General features: G+C 58.3%; 16 protein-coding genes. 13 read left to right on the plus strand and 3 right to left on the minus strand.

Features of this window, described 5'->3' with window-relative positions:
* Positions 1–54: 54 nt before the first annotated feature.
* The 7 genes from SIB56_RS11580 (at position 55) to purF (ending at position 10,085) form a co-directional block, all read left to right on the plus strand.
* Complete coding sequence (locus SIB56_RS11580; RefSeq protein ID WP_413324082.1) at positions 55–1,920, plus strand: ABC1 kinase family protein; 1,866 nt, start codon at positions 55–57, stop codon at positions 1,918–1,920.
* A gap of 23 nt (positions 1,921–1,943) precedes the next feature.
* Positions 1,944–2,528, plus strand: a complete 585-nt coding sequence (locus SIB56_RS11585; protein WP_413324083.1) for an alpha/beta hydrolase — start codon at positions 1,944–1,946, stop codon at positions 2,526–2,528.
* Between the two features lie 101 nt (positions 2,529–2,629).
* Positions 2,630–3,688, plus strand: coding sequence for a threonine synthase (gene thrC / locus SIB56_RS11590; RefSeq protein ID WP_413327352.1), 1,059 nt, complete (start codon positions 2,630–2,632; stop codon positions 3,686–3,688).
* A 466-nt stretch (positions 3,689–4,154) separates the two neighbouring features.
* Positions 4,155–5,321 carry a DNA polymerase III subunit beta gene (gene dnaN / locus SIB56_RS11595; protein WP_413324084.1) on the plus strand — a complete coding sequence of 389 codons (1,167 nt, stop codon included), beginning with the start codon at positions 4,155–4,157 and terminating at the stop codon, positions 5,319–5,321.
* 2 nt (positions 5,322–5,323) lie between these two features.
* Entirely contained in the window at positions 5,324–6,094 is a 771-nt protein-coding gene (locus SIB56_RS11600; protein WP_413324085.1) for an RNA methyltransferase, read from the plus strand.
* A 51-nt stretch (positions 6,095–6,145) separates the two neighbouring features.
* Complete coding sequence (gene purL, locus SIB56_RS11605; protein WP_413324086.1) at positions 6,146–8,488, plus strand: phosphoribosylformylglycinamidine synthase subunit PurL; 2,343 nt, start codon at positions 6,146–6,148, stop codon at positions 8,486–8,488.
* Between the two features lie 139 nt (positions 8,489–8,627).
* Positions 8,628–10,085, plus strand: coding sequence for an amidophosphoribosyltransferase (gene purF, locus SIB56_RS11610; RefSeq protein ID WP_413324087.1), 1,458 nt, complete (start codon positions 8,628–8,630; stop codon positions 10,083–10,085).
* Between the two features lie 26 nt (positions 10,086–10,111).
* On the opposite strand, the gene SIB56_RS11615 is transcribed toward purF, so the two are convergent.
* From SIB56_RS11615 to queG, 3 genes are read right to left on the minus strand one after another with little or no spacing between them, the layout of a single operon-like run.
* Complete coding sequence (locus SIB56_RS11615; RefSeq protein WP_413324088.1) at positions 10,112–12,616, minus strand: DNA gyrase/topoisomerase IV subunit A; 2,505 nt, start codon at positions 12,614–12,616, stop codon at positions 10,112–10,114.
* Positions 12,617–12,671: 55 nt separating this feature from the next.
* Positions 12,672–13,571, minus strand: coding sequence for a tetratricopeptide repeat protein (locus tag SIB56_RS11620; RefSeq protein WP_413324089.1), 900 nt, complete (start codon positions 13,569–13,571; stop codon positions 12,672–12,674).
* Between the two features lie 14 nt (positions 13,572–13,585).
* Positions 13,586–14,548: a tRNA epoxyqueuosine(34) reductase QueG gene (queG, locus tag SIB56_RS11625; protein ID WP_413324090.1), complete on the minus strand. Its 963-nt coding sequence runs from the start codon at positions 14,546–14,548 to the stop codon at positions 13,586–13,588.
* A 40-nt stretch (positions 14,549–14,588) separates the two neighbouring features.
* Between queG and SIB56_RS11630 the strand changes: the two genes are divergently transcribed.
* The 6 genes from SIB56_RS11630 (at position 14,589) to argH (ending at position 21,199) form a co-directional block, all read left to right on the plus strand.
* The gene (locus tag SIB56_RS11630; protein WP_413324091.1) at positions 14,589–15,245 is read left to right on the plus strand and encodes an HpsJ family protein; all 657 of its coding nucleotides are present in this window, start codon (positions 14,589–14,591) and stop codon (positions 15,243–15,245) included.
* A gap of 49 nt (positions 15,246–15,294) precedes the next feature.
* On the plus strand, positions 15,295–16,032 hold the full coding sequence (locus SIB56_RS11635; RefSeq protein WP_413324092.1) for a DUF502 domain-containing protein: 738 nt from the start codon (positions 15,295–15,297) through the stop codon (positions 16,030–16,032).
* A gap of 24 nt (positions 16,033–16,056) precedes the next feature.
* A complete protein-coding gene (gene nusB / locus SIB56_RS11640) occupies positions 16,057–16,683 on the plus strand; it encodes a transcription antitermination factor NusB (protein WP_413324093.1) in 627 nt (208 codons plus the stop codon).
* A gap of 14 nt (positions 16,684–16,697) precedes the next feature.
* On the plus strand, positions 16,698–18,263 hold the full coding sequence (ftsY, locus tag SIB56_RS11645; RefSeq protein WP_413324094.1) for a signal recognition particle-docking protein FtsY: 1,566 nt from the start codon (positions 16,698–16,700) through the stop codon (positions 18,261–18,263).
* 82 nt (positions 18,264–18,345) lie between these two features.
* Complete coding sequence (locus SIB56_RS11650; RefSeq protein ID WP_413324095.1) at positions 18,346–19,755, plus strand: PP2C family protein-serine/threonine phosphatase; 1,410 nt, start codon at positions 18,346–18,348, stop codon at positions 19,753–19,755.
* A gap of 31 nt (positions 19,756–19,786) precedes the next feature.
* On the plus strand, positions 19,787–21,199 hold the full coding sequence (argH, locus tag SIB56_RS11655) for an argininosuccinate lyase (protein ID WP_413324096.1): 1,413 nt from the start codon (positions 19,787–19,789) through the stop codon (positions 21,197–21,199).
* Positions 21,200–21,234: the final 35 nt, after the last annotated feature.

The following is a 21,234-nucleotide window of genomic DNA, read 5'->3' on the forward strand; positions in this document are numbered from 1 at the left end:
GACCGTAGCGGCGGCTCAGCTCGATTAGAAGGGGTGCACATGGCATTGCGGCCGATGGCCCCACAAGAACTCGGTGATTTCATCGAAGCGGCCGGTCTACTCACGTATGACCCGGCTGCCATCACCCGGATTTACGCGGGGCATCCCCAGAGACTGCTGCGGCGTCTCTGGCAGACCCTTGTGCCGATTGGAATGCTTCTGATTGGGATCGGATTTGACTGGCTGTTCCAGCTGCTCAAGGATCCAAAACGGGCGCGAGGCAGAGCCAAGGAATGCGCTGAGCTTCTCGTTGAGCTTGGACCTGCATTCATCAAGGCCGGACAGGCTCTGTCCACACGTCCTGACATCGTGCCGCCTGTTCTGCTTGAGGAACTGGCCCAGCTTCAGGACCAGCTTCCTGGATTCGACAGCGATCTGGCCATGGCCTGCATCGAAGAGGACCTGGGTGCACCTGTGGACACCATCTATGCGGAACTGGAACGCGATCCGATCTCAGCAGCCTCCCTGGGCCAGGTGCATCGCGGCACGCTGCACGATGGGCAACGCGTTGCCGTGAAAGTGCAACGACCAGGCCTGCGCGAACAGATCACGCTCGATCTCTACATCGTGCGCAACATCGCGGCCTGGCTCAACAGCAACATCGGTCTGATCCGCAGCGACCTCGTCGCACTGATCGATGAACTGGGCAGCAGGGTCTTCGAGGAGATGGATTATCTGAACGAAGCTTCGAACGCGGAAAAATTCAGCGAACTGCACAAACAGAATCCCCGCATCGCCGTTCCCCACATCTACCGGGAAGCCACCAGTCGAAGGGTGCTGACGATGGAGTGGATCGATGGCGTCAAACTCACCAACCTTGAGGCGGTGAGAGAGCTGGGGATCGATCCGGATGACATGGTTTCCGTCGGAGTGAACTGCAGCCTGCAGCAGCTTCTGGAGCATGGCTTCTTCCATGCCGACCCCCACCCCGGCAATCTGCTGGCCCTCGCGGATGGACGGCTCTGCTACCTGGACTTCGGAATGATGAGCGAGGTCTCTCGCGAATCTCGCACCGGTCTGATCCAGGCAGTGGTTCACCTGGTGAACAGGAATTTCGGCAAATTGTCCAAAGATTTCGTCAGCCTCGGATTCCTCGCGGAAGACGTCAATCTCGAACCGATTGTTCCTGCATTTGAAACCGTCTTCAGTCAGGCACTGGAAGCCGGTGTCAGCCGTATGGATTTCAAAGCGGTGACCGATGACCTGTCAGGAGTGATGTACAAGTTTCCTTTCAGGGTTCCTCCTTACTACGCACTGATCATCCGCTCACTGGTGACGTTGGAGGGAATCGCTCTGAGCGTGGATTCCGACTTCAAGATCCTCGGCGCTGCCTATCCCTACTTCGCCCGAAGACTGATGGAGGATCCGGATCCTCAGTTGCGACAGAGCCTGAAGGAGATGTTGTTTGACGGAGACATTTTCCGCTGGACACGACTGGAAAACCTTGTGGAAAGTGCGGCCAGTCAGGAACAGCTTGACCTTGAAGCACTGCTGGATCAGGTGCTGGACTTTCTGGTGTCCGCCAATGGCGGCATGCTGCGCAATCAACTGGTTGAGACAGCAGCCGATCGAATCGATTCTCTCGGATGGATGACATTGCAACGCATCGGACGGCGCCTGCCCCGACAGTTGCAGCCCACCCGGCTGATGGCGTCAGGACCCGAATTCGACCAGAACGTCTACATGGATCTGGAGCCGGTGCGACAGCTCATCCATGTGCTTCAGCAACTGCCTGGTTTCAGTCCGGATCTGGTGTTCAGCCGACTGCCCAGGTTGATGCGCGAACCTGACGCCCGTCGCATGGGAGTGGATCTTGCACAGGGTCTGGCCGAACGGGGAGTTGTCCGACTCGTGAAGGCAGCAGCAGGAGTCTCCCCCTAGATTCCGATCGCTTCGAGCTGTCCATGTCCGCACGATCACGCCTTTGCAGGCACGCCCTGGCAACGGGCTCGGCGATGGCTCTGAGCCTGCTGAGTTGCTTCCAACCAGTCCATGCCGCCAAGGATGTCGCCCTGGTCAGTGGAGCATTCATCCGATCCATCAGCGTTGCGGACCTCGCCTATCTGGCCGAGACAGGCAAAGCCCGCGGACTGTTGGTCGATCTGCTGAGACTGAGCCGCCAGGATCCCGAAGACGTTGCGAAACTGCTCAACCAGGAACTGAATCTGCCGCTTGTGCTGACCAGCAGATTGATGTCCACAAGAATCGGTGACGTGATTCTGACCAGGGTGGCCAGGATCATTTACCCGCTGAAAGTGCCCACGCCCTCAGTGAGTGTTCCCGCCATTCGTGCCGGAGTAATCAACGGATTGCAGATAGGCGACGGCGGCCTGACTGCCATCAAATTTCTCGAGGCCTATCCATCGGATGTGATGGAAGTGAATATCCCGGCACTGATCGCCGTGATCGAAAAAGCTGAATCCATCGCAGGGCTGGTGCAGTTCTTCTCCGACTCACCTCTTGACGGCCTGAAGGACGGCGGCAACTGAAACAGGCTGCGATGCCTGCCACATAGATTCCTCAGGAACATCGCCTTCCGCAGGTGTCCCTGCTCAACAGTTTCCGTCGCCGGTTCTCCCCGGCTCCCGTCATGCAGGACTGGCCGGGGCTGATTGAGGCTTACAGAACCTGGTTACCGGTGAGCGATTCCACACCGGTGGTGACCCTGCGGGAAGGGGCGACACCGTTGATTCCCGTCCCTGCGATCGCTGACCGGATCGGAAAGGGAGTGAAGGTCTATGTGAAATACGACGGGCTGAACCCCACCGGTTCTTTCAAGGACCGAGGGATGACCATGGCGATCAGCAAGGCCAAGGAAGCTGGTTGTGAAGCCGTGATCTGTGCCAGCACGGGCAACACATCAGCTGCTGCCGCGGCCTACGCAAGACGGGCAGGCATGCGTGCCTTCGTGCTGATCCCCGATGGCTATGTCGCGCAGGGGAAGCTGGCCCAGGCACTGGTTTATGGGGCCGAAGTGCTCGCCATCCGCGGCAACTTCGACAAGGCACTGGAGATCGTTCGTGACGTGTCGAATCAATATCCGGTCACTCTGGTGAATTCGGTGAATCCCTACCGCCTGCAAGGTCAGAAAACAGCTGCGTTCGAACTGATCGATGCTCTCGGTGAGGCCCCCGACTGGCTGTGCATTCCCATGGGCAACGCCGGAAACATCACGGCCTACTGGATGGGCTTTCAGGAGTACAACAGGGCAGGTCGAAGCCGCACACTGCCGAGAATGATGGGTTTCCAGGCAAGCGGATCGGCCCCACTGGTGAACGACACAACCGTCAGCGATCCGGAAACGATCGCCACAGCAATCCGCATCGGCAATCCCGTGAACAGAGAGAAGGCGCTTGCCGCCCGAACGGCAAGCAAGGGCGCCTTTCTGGATGTCACGGATGCTGAAATCATCGAGGCTTACAAGTTGCTGGGAGGGCTGGAGGGTGTGTTCTGTGAACCCGCCAGTGCCGCCTCTGTGGCCGGTCTGCTCAAACGCAGGGATGAAGTGCCTGCCGGAGCAACCGTGGTCTGTGTGCTGACCGGCAACGGACTCAAGGACCCCGATTGCGCCATCAGCAACAACGATGCTGCCTTCCACACGGATCTGAAGCCTGATCTGGGCACAGTCGCAAAAGTGATGGGGTTCTGACGCCGCGGCTCCAATCCCGACAGCCCATTCGGCCTGCCCGTCGCCCCCTGCCGCGAAGGGGTTTTTTATGCCAAATCAAAGAACAATGAGAGCAACCGCCTCAGGAACTGCCTGCGGAAGGCTTAAGAAAACCGGGCGTGAAAGCTGTGGAAAGCCGATCCCAACAAAAGGATCCGACGCGCCATCAAATTTCCCCAGGCTGTTGATTCTGTGAGAAACGACCGCTTCTCCTCATCAGCGGAAATGGATTCCCCAGGCCTGTGTGATCAGAAAAACACTGACAGCAGTGGAGCTTGATGATTTTCCACGGTTTCCACAGTCCCTATTACGACTGATTTAGTTGTTTTCTTTAAAGACTTAAACAGCCCATAAGCAGAATCATCAGCACGCTCGTTTGGACCATTGCGCTTCGTGCGTCCCTGTGAAACCGTGGGTGTTCTCAGGCCTTGCAGCGGACAACGTCGCCATGAAACTGGTTTGTTCCCAAACGGAACTCAATGCTGCGCTGCAATTGGTCAGTCGTGCGGTTGCTGCACGACCCACCCACCCGGTGTTGGCCAACGTGCTGCTCACAGCCGATGCCGGAACCGATCGGTTGAGTCTCACGGGCTTTGATCTCAATCTCGGCATTCAGACATCACTGGCCGCAACCGTGGAAACCAGTGGTGCAGTGACACTTCCTGCCCGATTGTTTGGTGAGATTGTTTCGCGTCTTTCCAGTGATTCACCGATCACGCTCTCAACCGATGCTGCCGGTGAACAGGTTGAACTCACCAGCCTGAGTGGCAGCTACCAGATGCGTGGCATGCCTGCCGATGATTTTCCTGAACTTCCCCTTGTGGAGAACGGCACAGCGCTGAAGCTCGATCCCGCCGCGTTGGTGAAGGCCCTGCGCAGCACTTTGTTCGCCAGCAGCTCCGATGAAGCCAAGCAACTGCTGACCGGTGTTCATCTGCGCTTTGACCGTTCCAGTCTGGAAGCCGCTTCAACGGACGGGCACCGTCTGGCGGTGCTCAGCGTTGATGATGCGCTCCAGGCCCCTCTCGCTGTTTCCGAGCAGGATGTTTCCGAGGAGGCTGGTCTGGCTGTCACGTTGCCTGCCCGCTCCCTCCGGGAAGTTGAACGACTGATGGCGGGATGGAAAGGATCCGATCCCGTGAGTCTGTTCTGTGAAAGCGGCCAGGTAGTCGTTCTCGCTGCCGATCAGATGGTGACCAGCCGCACGCTGGAGGGGACTTATCCCAATTACCGCCAGCTGATTCCGGATTCGTTCAGCCGAACCCTCGATCTTGATCGTCGGGCCTTTGTGGCTTCGCTCGAACGCATTGCTGTTCTGGCGGATCAGCACAACAATGTTGTTCGCATTGGTAGTGATCCCGAGAAGGGGCTTGTGCAGATCAGTGCGGATGCTCAGGATGTCGGCAGTGGTTCAGAGTCTCTCCCTGCCCAGATCGACGGAGATCCCGTTCAGATCGCATTCAATGTGCGCTATGTCCTTGATGGCCTGAAAGCGATGGATTCCGAGCGCATTTGTCTGCAATGCAATGCCCCCACGACCCCTGCCATCCTTTCACCTTCTGATGATGATTCAGGTCTCACCTACCTGGTGATGCCTGTTCAGATCCGCTCCTGACCTTGTCCCTGCCTGAACAACTGCTTCTCAGCGATCTGCTGAGACATCGTGTGCGCTGTGATCAGGGTCTTGACCACGGTGTCGGTGTGATGGCCTGGATGCACCCTCCTGTGCATCGTTTGCTCGGCTGGGTCAGCCGTCCATCGGCTCTGCGCAATACCCGGGCTGTCTGGAGACTGGATCAGTGCCGAGGTTTCGATGATCAGCAGGTCTTTGTCAAGGGGGGGCCTTCAGAGACGGATCAGCTCACTCTTGAGCGCCTTCCCACGTTGCTCGACGCCGATCTGCTGGATGCCGATGGAATGCGCCTTGGCCAGGTGGCTGATCTCGCTTATGTGCCTTCCACAGGTGAGATTCTCCATTACCTCGTGTCTCGCAGTGATCCGCGGCTTCCAGGAAGCAGTCGCTGGCGTCTGACTCCCGATCGCATTGTCGATCAGCAACCAGGACTGGTCTCCACCGGTCTCCGGGATCTGGATGACCTTCCACAGGCCCGCGCCAGTGTTCGTCAGGATTTCGTTCGCAGGTCCCGTCAATGGCGCGAGCAGCTGCAACATTTCGGCGACCGCGCCGGGGAACGTCTTGAGGGATGGCTGGAGGAACCTCCATGGGATGAACAGCCATCCCGCAGGGAAAGTGACCAGCCCGGCAGAGATTTCCAGTCAGTGGATCCCGATCCTCTGGAGGACTGGGATGATGACGACTGGACTGAACAGCAGCCCTACGTTCGCGGACGTCGATCGGCTGAATCAGACGGAGATCCCTGGATCTGACCTGCCGAGGGCGGGCCGTCGGCAACACTGGGAGCAGATGACCTGTTGACTGTGGCCCAGTCTTCTTCTGTGGCTGAGACGTTTGATGTCGCGGCCGCCCTCCGCCAGGAAGGGCTCACGCAGCAGGACTACAGCGAGATCCAGCGCCGGCTGGGGCGCGACCCCAACCGTGCCGAACTCGGCATGTTCGGCGTGATGTGGTCAGAACACTGCTGCTATCGCAATTCCAGACCACTGCTCAGCGGCTTCCCGACGGAGGGACCTCGCATCCTGGTGGGTCCCGGAGAAAATGCCGGGGTGGTGGATCTCGGCGGTGGCCATCGTCTCGCTTTCAAGATCGAGAGCCATAACCACCCCTCTGCAGTGGAACCTTTTCAGGGAGCTGCGACAGGGGTTGGTGGAATCCTTCGCGACATCTTCACGATGGGTGCGCGTCCGATTGCTCTGCTGAATGCATTGCGCTTCGGCCCTCTTGACGATCCGGCCAACGTCGGTCTGATGCAGGGCGTGGTGGCTGGCATTGCCCATTACGGCAATTGCGTGGGTGTGCCAACCGTCGGCGGTGAGGTGGCTTTTGATCCCTCCTACAGCGGCAATCCGCTTGTCAATGCGATGGCCCTCGGTCTGATGGAGACCGATGACATCGTCAAATCAGGAGCTTCAGGGGTTGGCAATCCGGTGGTTTACGTGGGTAGCACCACGGGTCGTGATGGCATGGGTGGAGCCAGTTTTGCCAGTGCGGAGCTGAGCTCAGCTTCTCTGGATGATCGTCCCGCCGTGCAGGTGGGAGATCCCTTTCTCGAAAAGGGGTTGATTGAAGCCTGCCTGGAGGCTTTTCAGAGCGGTGATGTGGTTGCGGCGCAGGATATGGGCGCTGCCGGACTCACCTGCAGCTGTTCGGAAATGGCTGCCAAGGGAGATGTCGGTGTGGAGCTCGATCTCGACAAGGTTCCCGCTCGTGAAACGGGGATGACCGCTTATGAGTATCTGCTCTCTGAATCCCAGGAGCGCATGTTGTTTGTGGTGCGTGCTGGTCGTGAACAACCCCTGATGGAGCGTTTCCGTCGCTGGGGCCTGCAGGCTGCCGTGGTCGGTCGTGTGCTTGAGGAGCCTGTGGTTCGGGTGCTGCAGCACGGTCAGGTCGCTGCGGAAGTGCCATCACGCGCTTTGGCGGAGGACACACCGATCAATCATCACGAGCTGCTCAGTGAGCCGCCCGCTGACATTCAGGAGCTCTGGCGCTGGTCCGAAGCCGATCTTCCCTGTCCTTCCGGCGATCACGACTGGGGGCCCGAGCTGTTGCGTCTTCTCGACGAACCCACCATTGCCAGCAAGCGCTGGGTGCATCGTCAGTACGACCAACAGGTGTTGGCCAACACCGTCGTGGCTTCGGGGGCTGCAGATGCCGCTGTGGTCAGACTTCGCCCCCAGCTGGGCGAAGGTTCGCTGGATGCCTCCGTTCGAGGGGTGGCTGCAACGGTGGATTGTCCCAACCGCTGGGTTGCACTGGATCCGGAACGGGGAGCTCAGGCAGCTGTTGCTGAAGCGGCGCGTAATCTGAGCTGTGTGGGTGCTGAACCTCTCGCTGTCACCGACAACCTCAATTTTCCATCCCCAGAAACGCCCAAGGGCTACTGGCAGCTTGCAAAGGCTTGTCGAGGCATTTCAGATGCCTGCAGAGCGCTCAACACTCCAGTGACCGGAGGCAATGTCTCGCTCTACAACGAGATCAAGCAGGATGACGGCAGTCTTCAACCCATCCATCCCACGCCGGTGATCGGCATGGTGGGTGGGGTTGACGACATCGCGACCGTGATTGGTCTGGGATGGCGACAGGCACGAGATCCGATTTACCTGATCGGTGTTACGCCAGCTGACGTCGAATCCTCTTCGCTGGGTCTGGCGGGAAGTGCTTATCAGCAACTGATGACCGGCACTCTGGCTGGACGACCACCTCTTACGCATTTCCCGATGGAACTTGCAGCTGGCAGCCTTGTCCGTCATGCCATCGCCTCGGGTCTTCTGGGTTCGGCCCATGACTGCAGCGATGGTGGTCTCTGTGTGGCTCTGGCGGAATCATGCATCGCTTCGGGCCTGGGAATCGAGATTGACCTCAGCGTTGCTGGTGGTCGAGTGGATCGCGTTCTGTTTGCGGAAGGTGGAAGTCGGATTGTGGTGTCAGTGCGGGCGGATCGCGTTGGCCAATGGGAAGCGCTGTTGGCTGGCAGTCATGAGCTTCCAATCACTCGGATCGGCGTTGTCAGCGAAGTGCCCCATCTGCGTGTTCGGGTTGACCAAAGTTCTTGTCTGAATCTGGAGGTTGATCAATGCCGTGATGTTTACACCGGCTCCTTGCCCCGGCGACTCGACTCTCCTGTGGGAGGTGCTCAATGAATCGATGCTGGTCAGTTAATTTGAAATGCAACCCTGTTATCGATGTGATTTTCTTTTCAGGTATGCAGGATGACAGTTCTGATTTGAATTCAATTCGCAGATCTGATCTGTTCTGTTTCATTGTTGGTTGGTCATAGCTATGTGCGGAATTATTGGAATGTTTACTGTTGATTCCGTTAATCAGCAGATTTATGACAATTTGCTCCTTCTTCAGCATCGTGGGCAGGATTCTGCAGGAATCGTAACGATGGATAATTACACCTTTCATGTGCATAAACAGAGAGGAAGAGTTCGAGAAGCGTTCCGAACACGTGATATGCGCAAACTTCTTGGAAATGTTGGAATTGGGCATGTTCGCTATGCAACACGGGGCGCGGCTGCCGCAGAAGATGAGGTTCAGCCTTTTTATGTGAATGCTCCTTATGGAATCACGTTTGTTCACAATGGGAATCTGACCAACACCAGTCAGCTTGAGCAGGATCTCTTCAAGATTGATCGGCGTCATACCAACTCCTCCAGTGATACGGAGATGCTGGTGAATGTTCTGGCCACTGAGATCCAGTCCCATCTCACCGGTCCTGATCTCTCTCCGGATCAACTGTTTGATGCAGTGTCTTCGTTGCACCAGAGGGTCAAGGGATCCTATGCAGCGATTGCTCTGATTTCAGGGCGAGGTCTTCTGGCGTTCCGGGATCCTTTCGGAATCAGGCCGTTGATCCTTGGTCGAAGGTCGGCCAAGAATGGTCGAGACGAATGGATCGTCGCCAGCGAATCACTGGTGATTGAAAACAGTGGTTATGAAATCGTCCGTGATGTTGATCCTGGCGAGGCAGTTTTCATTGATTTTGATTTCAACCTTCATCAGCGACAGTGTGCTGATTCGTCTCGGCTTGTTCCCTGCGCTTTTGAATATGTTTATCTAGCCAGGCCGGACTCGGTCATGAATGGAATTTCCGTTTATGAGACACGCCTTCGCATGGGCGATCTGCTTGCAAAAACAATTTCTGATTCCTTGCCTGCCGGTGATATCGATGTCGTGATGCCGATCCCTGATTCAGCAAGGCCTTCTGCAATGCAGGTGGCAAAACAGCTGGGTATTGAATATCGGGAAGGCTTTTACAAAAATCGTTATGTAGGACGAACATTCATCATGCCGGGTCAGGCGGAAAGAAAAAAATCGGTGCGTCAGAAGCTCAACGCTCTGGGTACTGAATTTGCAGGAAAAAATGTCTTGATTGTTGATGATTCGATTGTCCGAGGCACCACATCCCGGGAAATTGTCCAGATGGCCCGTGATGCCGGAGCGAATCAGGTCACATTCACTTCTGCTGCGCCTCCCGTTCGTTTCCCCAATGTGTATGGAATCAATATGCCCACGCGGGCAGAGTTACTCGCTCATGGACGCAGCACTGACGAAATCGCAGATGTGCTCGCTGCTGACCATGTTGTTTATCAGAGTGTTGACGATCTCAAAAAAAGCATTGTTCAAGGAACGGATATCGAAAACCTGGAAATGTCATGTTTCGACGGTCATTACGTGACGGCAGATATTGATGAAAACTATTTCAAGTGGCTGGAAGGCAACTGCAGCTCCTGATCGAAGTCATTCGGAATGCAGTGAAATCAGCTGTCCAGAGGTACAAGCTGACTCAGTGTTTCCTCTGCTCGCAGATTCAACGCTGAGGGTTGATTGCTGTTTGTGCTGAGGGTGTCGTAAACGATGCGTGCATTCCGTCCCTTGCTGCTCACGACTCCGATCAGATCAGCACTTTCACAGATCGCGACCAGCCGATCGGCGCCCTTGCCCTTTGCGCTCAGCTTCACGGCGATCTCCCCCAGATCACCGCGTCTGCAACGGCGCAGCTCACCCAGTGACAAACGGATCAGATGGCCGTTGTTGCTGCCTACCAACACCTCCCCGTTGTTCTGATCCGACACGTTGTCATCGTTGCTCGCTGGTTGGCTGACAGCTCCCACAAGCTTCTCTCCCGGCAGCATTCTCATGGTCATCGGACCCTGGGCCAGCTTGCCCATCAGAGGCAGGCACTGTTCCTCAACAGGCAGGCAGAGCACTCGACCGATGTCACTCACCAGTGCGACCGTACCTCCCTCGCTGCAGATCATTGCCGAGAGCAGGGTGACCCCTTCCTTCAGTTTCAGAACGGTGGCTGCGCGTCCTGAAAGTTCCTGGATGTCATTCAGCGGCAGTCGTTTGAAACGTCCGTCCGTGGTCAGCAGCCCGAGCGACATGCGGTTATTGGATGTTTCGTCGTCAACCGCGGGAAGTCGAAGCAGGCTGATGATCGTTTCTCCTTCCAGGGCTGTGGGCAGGAAGCGTTCCAGTCCTCCGGGTTGCTGCCCTGCAAATTCCCAGCGCACCAGTGCGATACGACCGCTGGAGGTGAGTGCCAGCAATCGCGGTGCTGGGTTGATCGGCAGGATCAGACGTGCAGGAGAAGGTTCATCGCCCAGATCCGCAGCTTCGTTCAGATGCAGGCGGCCGAGCAGCTGTGGGCTCACCACCTTCACCTGACCATCGTTCTGAATCAGGATTCGCGAGTCGGGTGGCAGCGCCTCGAGGGCCTGACGACGTTGCAGTTCGGCATTGGGGCGCTGGCTTGCTGCCCGTTCCGCCAGCAGGTGATCGCCACCCTCCACCAGACGTGTGCGACGCGGAGTGGCAAACCGTTTCTTCAGCTGGCGCAGCTCCTGAACCAGCGCATCCAGCAGCTGATCCCGATTGTCCAGCAGCAGCCTCAGTCGCTGGCGCTCAGCACGCAGTTCATCGGCTTCCTGGCGCAGGCTTTCCTGTTCCAGACCGGTGAGCCGACGCAGTGGCATGGCCAGCACCGCATCAGCCTGCCGCTCGCTCAGATCCAGCTGAACCATCAGGCTGGCTCGCGCTGTCGCTGCATCGCGGGATTCCTGAATCATGGCGATCACCTTCTGCAGTGAAGCCAGCGCAGTGATCAGACCCTCCACCACCTCAAGTCTGTCCTCCGTTTTGCGCAAGGCATGGCTGGTGCGCCGGATCAGCGTCAGTTCCCTGTACTCGAGGAAGGTCTGCAGCATTCGCCGCAGCGACAGTTGCCGGGGTTGACCGTCCACCAGCGCCAGCAGAATCGCCCCGAAATTGCTCTGCAGTGAGGTGCGACGCTGCAGGTCCTTCAGAACGGCGTCCGTGTCTGCATCCCGCCGCAGTTCCACAACGATGCGCATGCCTTCGCGATCGCTCTCATCGCGGATATCGGCAATTCCACCGATTTTGCCGTCATTGACCTGTTCAGCGAGTTTTTCGATCCAGCCTGCCTTGCTGAGCTGGTAAGGCAGTTCCGTGACAATCACCGCATTGCGCTTGTGACGACCCTTTCCTGGCTGCACCTCTTCCACATGGGCCACCCCCCGCATCGGAATGCTGCCCCGACCACGCAGATAGGTGTCGCGAATTCCGCTGCCCAGCAGGACCTCTCCGCCAGTTGGGAAATCCGGCCCGGGGATCAGACTCAGTAATTTTTCATCGCTCAGATCCGGTTTCCGCACCAGTGCGACCAGACCATCCACCACTTCACCCAGGTTGTGCGGAGGAATGCTCGTTGCCATGCCGACGGCGATCCCCGCACAGCCATTCAGCAGCAGAAAAGGCAGTTGTGCCGGCAGGACTGTGGGTTCCTGCTGGGAACCGTCGAAGTTGGGAGCGAAATCGACGGTGTCATCGCCGATTTCATCAAGAAGAGCTTCGTGGGCGATCGGCGCCAGTCGCGTTTCGGTGTAACGCATGGCGGCCGGTGGATCATCGTCCACCGAACCGAAGTTGCCATGACCGTCCAGCAGTGGATGTCGGCTGGAGAAGGTCTGCACCTGTCTGACGAGTGCGTCATAGACAGCCTGATCACCATGGGGGTGGTACTTGCCGAGCACGTCGCCGACGACGCGGGCACATTTTCGGTAAGGGCGATCCGGTGTCAGCCCGAGTTCGTGCATCGCGTAGAGGATGCGTCGCTGAACCGGCTTGAGACCGTCGCGGACATCCGGCAACGCACGACCCACGATCACGCTCATCGCGTACTCGAGATAGGAGCGCTGCATCTCTTGATGCAGGGCGATCGGTTGAACGCGCTCCTCGGCCATCCGCTCCGGAATCAAGAAGGCAGAAGGCGCTTAGCCTACAGATCTTCCTTCTGAATCACTCAGCCGATCGGGGATCGGCATTGGCTTCGGCTCGCTCGACGACCCCTTGAAGGCTTTGTTGGCTCAGCAGAACATCAGTGGCCTGGCGAAGTTTCGATCCCCAGAGCTGATTTTCCTGATGTCCGGGAAGCACGTAATTGGGATCTTCCGCGAGCGCTTTGCGAGCCAGCTCAATCGACTCCGCATCGCCAGGGGTCTGTTTGTTGAGTGCAGCTGCCAGGGCCAGCATCGGTTCGGCATTGCGTTTGATCGAGAGCACGGAGCGCCAGCGTTTGATGGCTTCAGGTGTGTTGCCCAGCTCGAACAGCACGAGAGCCTGATTGTTCAGGGCTTCCCAGAAACTGGGTTTGATGGCGGTCGCCTGTTCAAAGGCCTTCAGAGCCTTTCTCAGATCCGACTGCATTACGCGTGCATTGCCCAGATCAAAGTAGGCACCGGCATTTTTCGGATCCAGTCGCAGACCCTCATCGAGCAGTGAAACGGCGTCGTCCGGACGCTCGTCACGCAGAGCGATGGAGGCTTCCGCAAACCAGAGTCCGGCTTTTCCAGGTTTCAGAGCTTTGGCCTTGGCCAGTGATCCGGCAGCCGCCTTGAGTTGATCACTGCGCAGTTGCGCTTCGGCCAGAACCGACCAGAGCCGCTCATCATTGGGTTGAAGCCTGACGGCCAGTGCGGCCAGTCGTGCCGCTTCCTCCGGTTGGCCCAGGCGCAGAAGCTGGGCTGCCGTTCGGCCGATGCCGACGCCGGCACCTTCCAGTTCCTGTGCGCTCGGTGTATAGACGTATGGAGTCAGGGCCCTGACTGGTGAAGCGTTCAGAGCACCGAGGGTTCCGGTCAGCATCGTGATCACCAGAGCCTGATGCCAGCTCCGTTGCCGACGTGCGTGAACTCCCATGCCTCATCCAAGTATCAACCCACACTAGGGGGATTGTCAGGTCTGGCAGCAGCGGCATTGCGTCTCCACATCCAGGGTTTGATCCGGCGCAGAGCTGATCCGCGTAGCCGTTCATCCCAGTCCTCATCGGTCCAGTTCCGAACATGCTCCGCTTTCAGGTCCAGCAACCAGGGTCTCGGCTGAACATCCGGATCATTGCTGGAGGGAATGGAGCCCTGATTGAACGGGCACACGTCCTGGCAGATGTCACATCCGGCGACCCAGGGCCCCATGGCTTCGGCCATCGCCTCAGGCAGATCCGGATTCCGGTTTTCGAGAGTGTGAAAGGCGATGCAGCGCCTTGCATCCACAACGAAGGGTTCGGTGATCGCAGAGGTTGGACAGGCCTCGATGCAGGCACGGCACTGCCCGCATCGAGCTTTGGCGGGCTGATCGGCTTGAAGAGGTTCTGTCGTGATGAGATGACCGATCACCATCCACGAACCTTTCCTGTGGTTGATCACGTTGCTGTGTTTACCGATCCAGCCAAGCCCAGCTTCCTCAGCCCAGGCCTTGTCGAGAAGAGGTTCAGCATCCACACAGACGCGCCAGTTGCACTGTGGACGGACTGTTTCCAGCCAGCGTCCGACCCTTCGCAAGCGTTGATTCACCACCCTGTGGTAATCCCTTCCCCAGGCATAACGGGCAACGGCAAGACGGCCTGGATGGCGTTTCGCAGCAACGTGGTAGTTCAACCCAACCGCCAGGATGCTTTCAGCTCCCTCCAGCAGAGTTGCTGCTGAAAGCCGGCGCGGTGCCGCCATCCAGTTCATGTCGGCCTGATGGCCCGCCTCGAGCCAGCGCTGCAGTGCGGCGGTCCGCATCTGCAGTCGTTCACTGCCAGGCAGGGAGGCGACGCCGACAGGGTCGAAGCCCTGCTCCCTGGCCTGTTGCTTGAGGGCCAGGCTCAGCTCTGCAACGTTGGCTGGAACATTCAAAAAGCTGACCTTAAAGTTGGGCTTCTTCCTGCATCGTGACGTGTCCGCTTCCCCTGAGACCTCTTTCCGACTTGCGCCTCTGCTGCGCTGGCTGGGAATCACATTGGTGGTCCTGCTCGCTTTGCAGATCGGGGTTGTCTTCAGTGCAGCGGATTGGAGCAATGGCGTTTTCCAGCAATTGGTGATTGAGCGTCTTGTGAATCAGACGCCGATGGGTTTCATCGGTTTGATGCTGATGCTGCTCGGTTCCCGTCTGGATGATCCGAAGCAGACCCGCACGCCGATTCGCTGGGTTGTGTGCATCATCTCCGCAGTCCTGGCGGTGGTCATGATCGCTGTGATCCCCCTTGGAATCACAGGCAATCAATCCCTGATCGGTGAAGCTGATCAGACTCTTGAGCAACGCCGCAGTCAACTGGAGATGGCTCGTCAGCAGTCGGCCGATCCTGAAACTGCCAAAGTTTTCGGAGAGCAGTTGGCTCAAGCCGGTCAGCTTCCTGCCGATGCCACGGAAGAGGACAAGATTCAGGCTGCTCAGAAGTATTTCGAGAACCAGCTGTCACAGATGAGCGAGCAGATTCAGCAGGCGGAACGCCAGCGTGCTCTGACAATCAATCAGCGTTTCTTCGGAGGAACCATCAGTGCTGCCGTCTTAGCAGTGGCACTGGTTCTGCTGGCGCTCGGCGCTGTTCTCTGACCGCTGGTTAAGTTAGTGGAACTCGTTGGCTACAGGCCCCCGGCGTTCCTTGGTCCAGTCCAATCCAAGACCAGACCTGCCGCTCAGCGCCAGGCTTCAGAACGATCTCAAGAACGATCTGATCGCGGGTCTTCTGGTGGTCATTCCGCTTGCCACCACAATCTGGCTTTCAACGATCGTCAGCAGATTCGTGCTGGCCTTCGTCACCTCCATACCCAAGCAGTTCAATCCATTCATCAATCTCAACCCTCTGCTGCAGGATCTAATCAACCTTGCTCTGGGGCTGACTGTTCCCTTGATGGGAATTCTGCTGATCGGCTTGATGGCGCGGAACATCGTTGGGCGATGGTTGCTCGAGTTCGGCGAAGGCACTCTGCAGCGCATCCCTCTGGCCGGTTCCGTCTACAAGACGCTCAAGCAGCTGCTGGAAACCTTTCTTCGCGACAACTCACGTCGGTTTCGACGTGTCGTGCTGGTTGAGTATCCGCGTGAGGGTCTCTACAGCGTTGGTTTCGTGACAGGACAGGTCGGACCGTCTCTTCAGTCAGATCTCGGAGAGAACCTGCTCAGTGTGTTCATTCCCACGGCGCCCAATCCCACCACCGGGTGGTACACCCTTGTTCCTGAGGCATCCGTCAGAGAACTGGATATTTCCGTGGAGGATGCATTCAGAACCATTATTTCGGCTGGAATCGTCAATCCTGATGAACGCGAGGCTCCGGTTAATCGCAGTTTCTCAAGTCTGATCGCCCAGCTAAGGGCGTCTGTGGCACCCTCATCGTCCTGAGTCGTTCGAGAACTCTCGCCATTCATGCAGACCCGAACCCTCTCCCGCGAGCTCGCATTGTTCGTGCTTGGTCAGTGCGCTGAACGGGAGCACTCTTCAGCTGTGGAGGATGATCTGGAGATCTTGCTTCAGAGAGCCCTCGACAGCCTGATGCAGCACTGGCGCGAGGTTCTTGATCACTGCGCCAGTGATCTGGAAAAGGCTCAGCAGTCGCTTCTCGACAGCGAACTGCAGGATGGCAACGCTTCCGGTGATGTGGCTTCGGTGCGCAACCACCTGCGCGAGACGCTCACAGGTGCCGAACAGGTTCTCAATGGTTTGTCGGCCAGTCTCGAGCTGCCCCGACTGCTGGCGCTGGCTGACCAGAAACAGGTTCGTGAAGAAGCCATGCAGCGGATTCAGCTCGTGCTCAAGTCAAGGGAGCAGATCGATGAGCAGCTGGATGGCGTGATGGAGGGCTGGCGACTGAGACGGCTGCCTCGGATTGATCGTGACATCCTTCGACTAGCAGTGGTTGATCTCCGTTCCATGCACACCCCCGCTTCCGTGGCCTGTAGTGAAGCCGTGGAGCTGGCCAATCGATACAGCGATGAACAGGGCCGTCGCATGATCAATGGAGTTCTGCGTCGTCTTCAGAACGCCATCGCTTAGGCGCCTTTTCTCGAATGGTTTACGACTGGTTCAATCGAAGCTCCGAAGCTCCACAGCCTCCTGAGCAGCCATCGAACTCTGAGCAGGCTATTGATCCTGCAACCGCTCAGGACAACTCCGGACAGACCGCATCCGTTGAGGACTCAACCTCTGCATTGCAGCCAGCTCCGCCAGGAGCTCAGCAGAGCACAAGCGATCAGCAGGCTGAGGTGTCCGCTGAGGACGATCCTCTCGAGTGGGCGCGTCTGGCCTACGCCCGCCTGAAAGCTCAGAAAGAGCTTGAGAAGTCTTCGCAGGCCGCAACGTCAGAACCGTCAGGCAGCCCTGAACCGCTGGCGGTTTCGTCCGAACCGTCTGAATCGCAACAGTCACCGCCACCTGATTCCAAGCCTGCTGAACCTGAATCCCCAGCAAAGGGTCTGTCTTTGCTTGAGCAGGCTGCAGGCAAGCGTCAGGAGCGTCAGCAGCAGCTTGAACAGGTATCAGCCCCTGCGGTTGCCGAGCAACCACAGACGACACCTGTTCCGTCTTCGGAAATCGCTGATCAGTCGGATGAGCCCAGTCTCGGTGAGTTTGACGAAACCTTCACCTGGTCGGCGGAAGTTCTTGCCGCCCAGGGTCTCCGCGCTGATCAGGTCACCCTGGAGGAAATTGACTGGCTCGGTCGTCTCCGTCAGGGCCTTGAGAAGACCCGTCAGGGCTTTGTCACAGGGTTGCTGGAGAATCTCGGCGATGATCCGCTCACGCCGGAGGTGCTGGATGACCTTGAGTCCTTGCTTCTGAGGGCGGATGCCGGGGTTCAGGCTACGGATCAGGTGCTTGACGCCCTGCGCCGGCGCATGAATGAACAGGTTGTGGATCCAACGGAGGGCATTCGCTTCCTTAAGGAGCAGTTGCGTGATCTGCTCGATCAGCCCACCCGCGACAGCGGTGTGAAGCTGCTGGCTCCCCAGCGCGATCAGCTCAATGTGTGGTTGATGGTCGGTGTCAACGGAGTCGGCAAGACCACCACCCTCGGCAAGCTCGCCAACCTGGCGGTTCGCAGTGGTTATTCGGCGATGATCGCCGCGGCCGATACGTTCAGGGCCGCGGCGGTGCAGCAGGTGCAGGTCTGGGGAGATCGCAGTGAGGTGCCCGTGATTGCCAACCCCTCATCCAACGCTGATCCGGCGGCTGTGGTGTTCGATGCCATTGGAGCCGCCCGCGCCAAAGGCACGGATCTTGTGCTCGTGGACACGGCCGGTCGCCTGCAGACGAAGCACAACCTCATGGAAGAACTGGAGAAAATCCGCCGCGTTGTGGATCGTCTTGCGCCTGAAGCCCATGTTGAATCTCTGCTGGTGTTGGATGCCAGTCAGGGACAGAACGGACTCAAGCAGGCGATGGCCTTTGCCAAAGCCGCCGGTCTCACGGGGGTGGTGATCACCAAACTGGACGGCACGGCTCGTGGCGGGGTGGCGCTTGCTGTGGCTTCCGAGGCCGGGTTGCCGATCCGCTTCATCGGTGCCGGTGAGGGAATCCGTGACCTGCGTCCCTTCAACAGTTTCGAGTTCGTTGAAGCACTGCTTGCCGGTCGCTGAGGTTCATCCTCCAAAGAGGAAGTGAACGGTTCAGCTTTCTGCGGTCAGAGTTGCTACCTTTCGTTCTCTGCCGGGGGTTGCCGTGAGCAGCAATCCACCAAGGCCCCACCCGACTTCTCAGCTTCGCCCAGGGTCTCCATCTCTGACGGCGACCACTTCTTTGCGTCAGCTGCTCGACAGCCTTTCGAGGGAGCAGCGTGCCAACCAGGAGCTGCTGGTATCGATCGGCTTCGCGCTGCGCAGTTTCACCAACCTCAATCGATTCCTGGAGCTTGTGCCCGTGGTGGCCGCTCGTCTGGTGGGGGTGGATGGGGCACTGCTCATCCCCTTTCAGTCGGATGGGCGCCTGTGGGCTGACCAGTTGCAGATGCTTTCCGTGCTGCGCTCGGAGACGTTGCTTCAGGCGGTGATCAACCATGAACCTGGACGTTCGGCCGGGTTCGGTTCCGACGATGCCCTCGTGCTCGGTTTGGATCGACTGGTTCAGAGCCATCTCGGATCGGCCGGTGTTTTCGCAACCTCTCTGGTGGCTCGAGGTCGTCAGCGGGGTCGTCTGTATGTGTTCAACACCTCCGGCTCGCTGGTCTGGAGCGATGTCCATCGCCGCAATGTGCAGCTGATTGCCGATCTCACCGGTGTGGCGATCGAAAATGATCAGATGCTTCAGGAGGCCCGCCTGCATGAGCGGGTGGATCGCCAGCTCAGCATCGGTGCCGAGATTCAGGCTCAGCTTCTGCCCGATCACTGTCCGGTGATTGAGGGTGTTGAACTGGCGGCCCGTTGTCGACCTGCGTTTCAGGTTGGCGGCGATTACTACGACTTCATCCCCACCCGGCCTGAACTGATCGGCCGTCGGCGTGAGCGAGGCCGCTGGTCGCTGGTGATGGGTGACGTGATGGGCAAGGGCGTTCCCGCTGGCCTGCTGATGACCATGCTGCGCGGCATGTTGCGCGCGGAAGTGCTGAGCGGACTACCGCCGGATCGCATTCTTCACGACCTCAACCAGCTGGCCTTGGAGGATCTTTCCCAGTCCCATCGATTCGTGACGTTGTTCTATTCGGATTTTGATCCGCGGACGCGTCGACTTCGCTTTGCCAATGCCGCCCACAACCCGCCCCTGATCTGGCGTGCTCAGCAACGTTGCATCAGTCGTCTTGATGCACCGGGCCTGTTGATCGGTCTGCAGCCTGAGGCTGAGTACGGCAGTGGTTCGACGGTGCTCGAGCCAGGTGATGTGCTGCTGTATTACACCGACGGTGTGACTGAGGCACCCGGGCTGACCGGAGATCGATTTGACGAGGCGCGCCTGATCCGCAGCCTTGAAACAGCCTGCCGTTCCGGAACGGGCTCGCAGGGAATACTCGATCAGCTCTTCAGTCGTCTGGACCGCTTTGTCGGTGCGGATCGCCAGCTCGAGGACGATGCCTCGATGGTGGTTCTCAAAGTTCGCGAGGAGGTGATGTTGCCATCGGTACCAAGGACTCCGGCCTGACAAGCTGAGTGAATCCGTGTTGAGGGTGGCCATGGCAGGTGGAGTGACGGGCGGAGGCTCCGCCACCTGGAGTGACCGTTTCGAGCAGGGACTGCATCCAGCGATCGAACGCTTCAATGCCTCGATCGGGTTTGACATCACTCTCCTGCAGGAGGATCTGGACGGATCGATCGCTCACGCCCGCATGCTGGCCGAGTGCGGAGTGATTGCGCAGGCAGAGGCTGATCAGCTCTGCAGCGGTCTGGAACAGATCCGGGCGGAGGCAGCTGCCGGCAGTTTCCAGCCTGGTCTGGACGATGAGGATGTGCACTTCGCTGTCGAGCGACGCCTGATTGCTCTGCTTGGACCGGTGGGCAAGAAGTTGCACACAGGACGCAGCCGCAATGATCAGGTGGGCACGGATCTGCGTCTCTGGCTTCGTCGTCGAATTGACGAGCTCGACCCGCAGATGCGGATGTTTCAAAAGGCTCTGCTGCGCCAGGCGCTTGATCACCGTCGCACACTGATTCCCGGCTACACCCATCTGCAGAGGGCGCAGCCCGTCTGCTTGGCCCACCATCTGCTCGCTTATGTGGAGATGCTGGAGCGGGATCGTCAGCGTTTTCAGGACGTGCGTAAACGCGTCAACTGCTCGCCTCTCGGTGCTGCAGCCCTCGCCGGAACGCCGGTTCCGATTGATCGGCGCAGTACAGCAGCAGCTCTGGAATTTGAGAGCATTTACGCCAACAGCCTCGATGCTGTGAGCGACCGCGATTTCACGGTGGAGTTTTCAGCTGCCGCATCGCTGTTGATGGTGCACCTCAGCCGCCTCGCCGAAGAGGTGATCTTCTGGGCCTCGGAGGAATGCGGATTTGTGCGCCTGAGTGACCGTTGCGCCACCGGCAGCAGTCTCATGCCCCAGAAGAAGAACCCTGATGTTCCTGAGCTGGTGCGTGGAAAGTGCGGGCGGGTCTTCGGTCATCTGCAGGGTCTGCTGACGATGATCAAGGGGTTGCCACTGGCCTACAACAAAGACTTTCAGGAAGACAAGGAAGCGCTGTTCGATGTTGTGCAAACCAGTGTCCAGTGCCTTGAAGCGATGACGATCCTGATCGAGGAGGGGTTGAGTTTTCGCCCTGACCGTCTGGAAGCAGCCGTCGGATCTGATTTCTCCAATGCCACCGATGTCGCCGACTATCTGGTGGCCCGACAGGTCCCCTTCCGCGAGGCATATCAGATCGTGGGTTCCGTGGTGAAGCAATGTCTGAGCGATGGAGTGCTGCTTCGAGATCTGAGCCTCGAACGCTGGCAGCAGTTTCACGCCGCCATTGATGCAGACCTTTTTGACGCTCTCGCACCCCGGCAGGTTGTGGCGGCGCGAATCAGTGAAGGTGGCACCGGTTTTGAGCGGGTTGAAGAGCAGTTGGCTCTGTGGAGCGATCGACTGGAATTAGCGAATCAATGATCATTTCGCGAGACCGGGTCTACCCTGAGCAAGTC

It is taken from the genome of Synechococcus sp. MIT S9503 (genome assembly GCF_047304175.1).
Classification (GTDB): domain Bacteria; phylum Cyanobacteriota; class Cyanobacteriia; order PCC-6307; family Cyanobiaceae; genus Synechococcus_C.

What these genes read in the sequence shown, in the direction of transcription:
- SIB56_RS11580 (WP_413324082.1), top strand. Translation starts at nt 55, where the DNA reads ATGGCCCCACAAGAACTCGGTGATTTCATCGAAGCGGCCGGTCTACTC.
- SIB56_RS11585 (WP_413324083.1), top strand. Translation starts at nt 1,944, where the DNA reads ATGTCCGCACGATCACGCCTTTGCAGGCACGCCCTGGCAACGGGCTCG.
- thrC (WP_413327352.1), top strand. Translation starts at nt 2,630, where the DNA reads ATGCAGGACTGGCCGGGGCTGATTGAGGCTTACAGAACCTGGTTACCG.
- dnaN (WP_413324084.1), top strand. Translation starts at nt 4,155, where the DNA reads ATGAAACTGGTTTGTTCCCAAACGGAACTCAATGCTGCGCTGCAATTG.
- purF (WP_413324087.1), top strand. Translation starts at nt 8,628, where the DNA reads ATGTGCGGAATTATTGGAATGTTTACTGTTGATTCCGTTAATCAGCAG.
- SIB56_RS11615 (WP_413324088.1), bottom strand. Translation starts at nt 12,616, where the DNA reads ATGGCCGAGGAGCGCGTTCAACCGATCGCCCTGCATCAAGAGATGCAG.
- SIB56_RS11620 (WP_413324089.1), bottom strand. Translation starts at nt 13,571, where the DNA reads ATGGGAGTTCACGCACGTCGGCAACGGAGCTGGCATCAGGCTCTGGTG.
- nusB (WP_413324093.1), top strand. Translation starts at nt 16,057, where the DNA reads ATGCAGACCCGAACCCTCTCCCGCGAGCTCGCATTGTTCGTGCTTGGT.
- ftsY (WP_413324094.1), top strand. Translation starts at nt 16,698, where the DNA reads ATGGTTTACGACTGGTTCAATCGAAGCTCCGAAGCTCCACAGCCTCCT.
- argH (WP_413324096.1), top strand. Translation starts at nt 19,787, where the DNA reads ATGGCAGGTGGAGTGACGGGCGGAGGCTCCGCCACCTGGAGTGACCGT.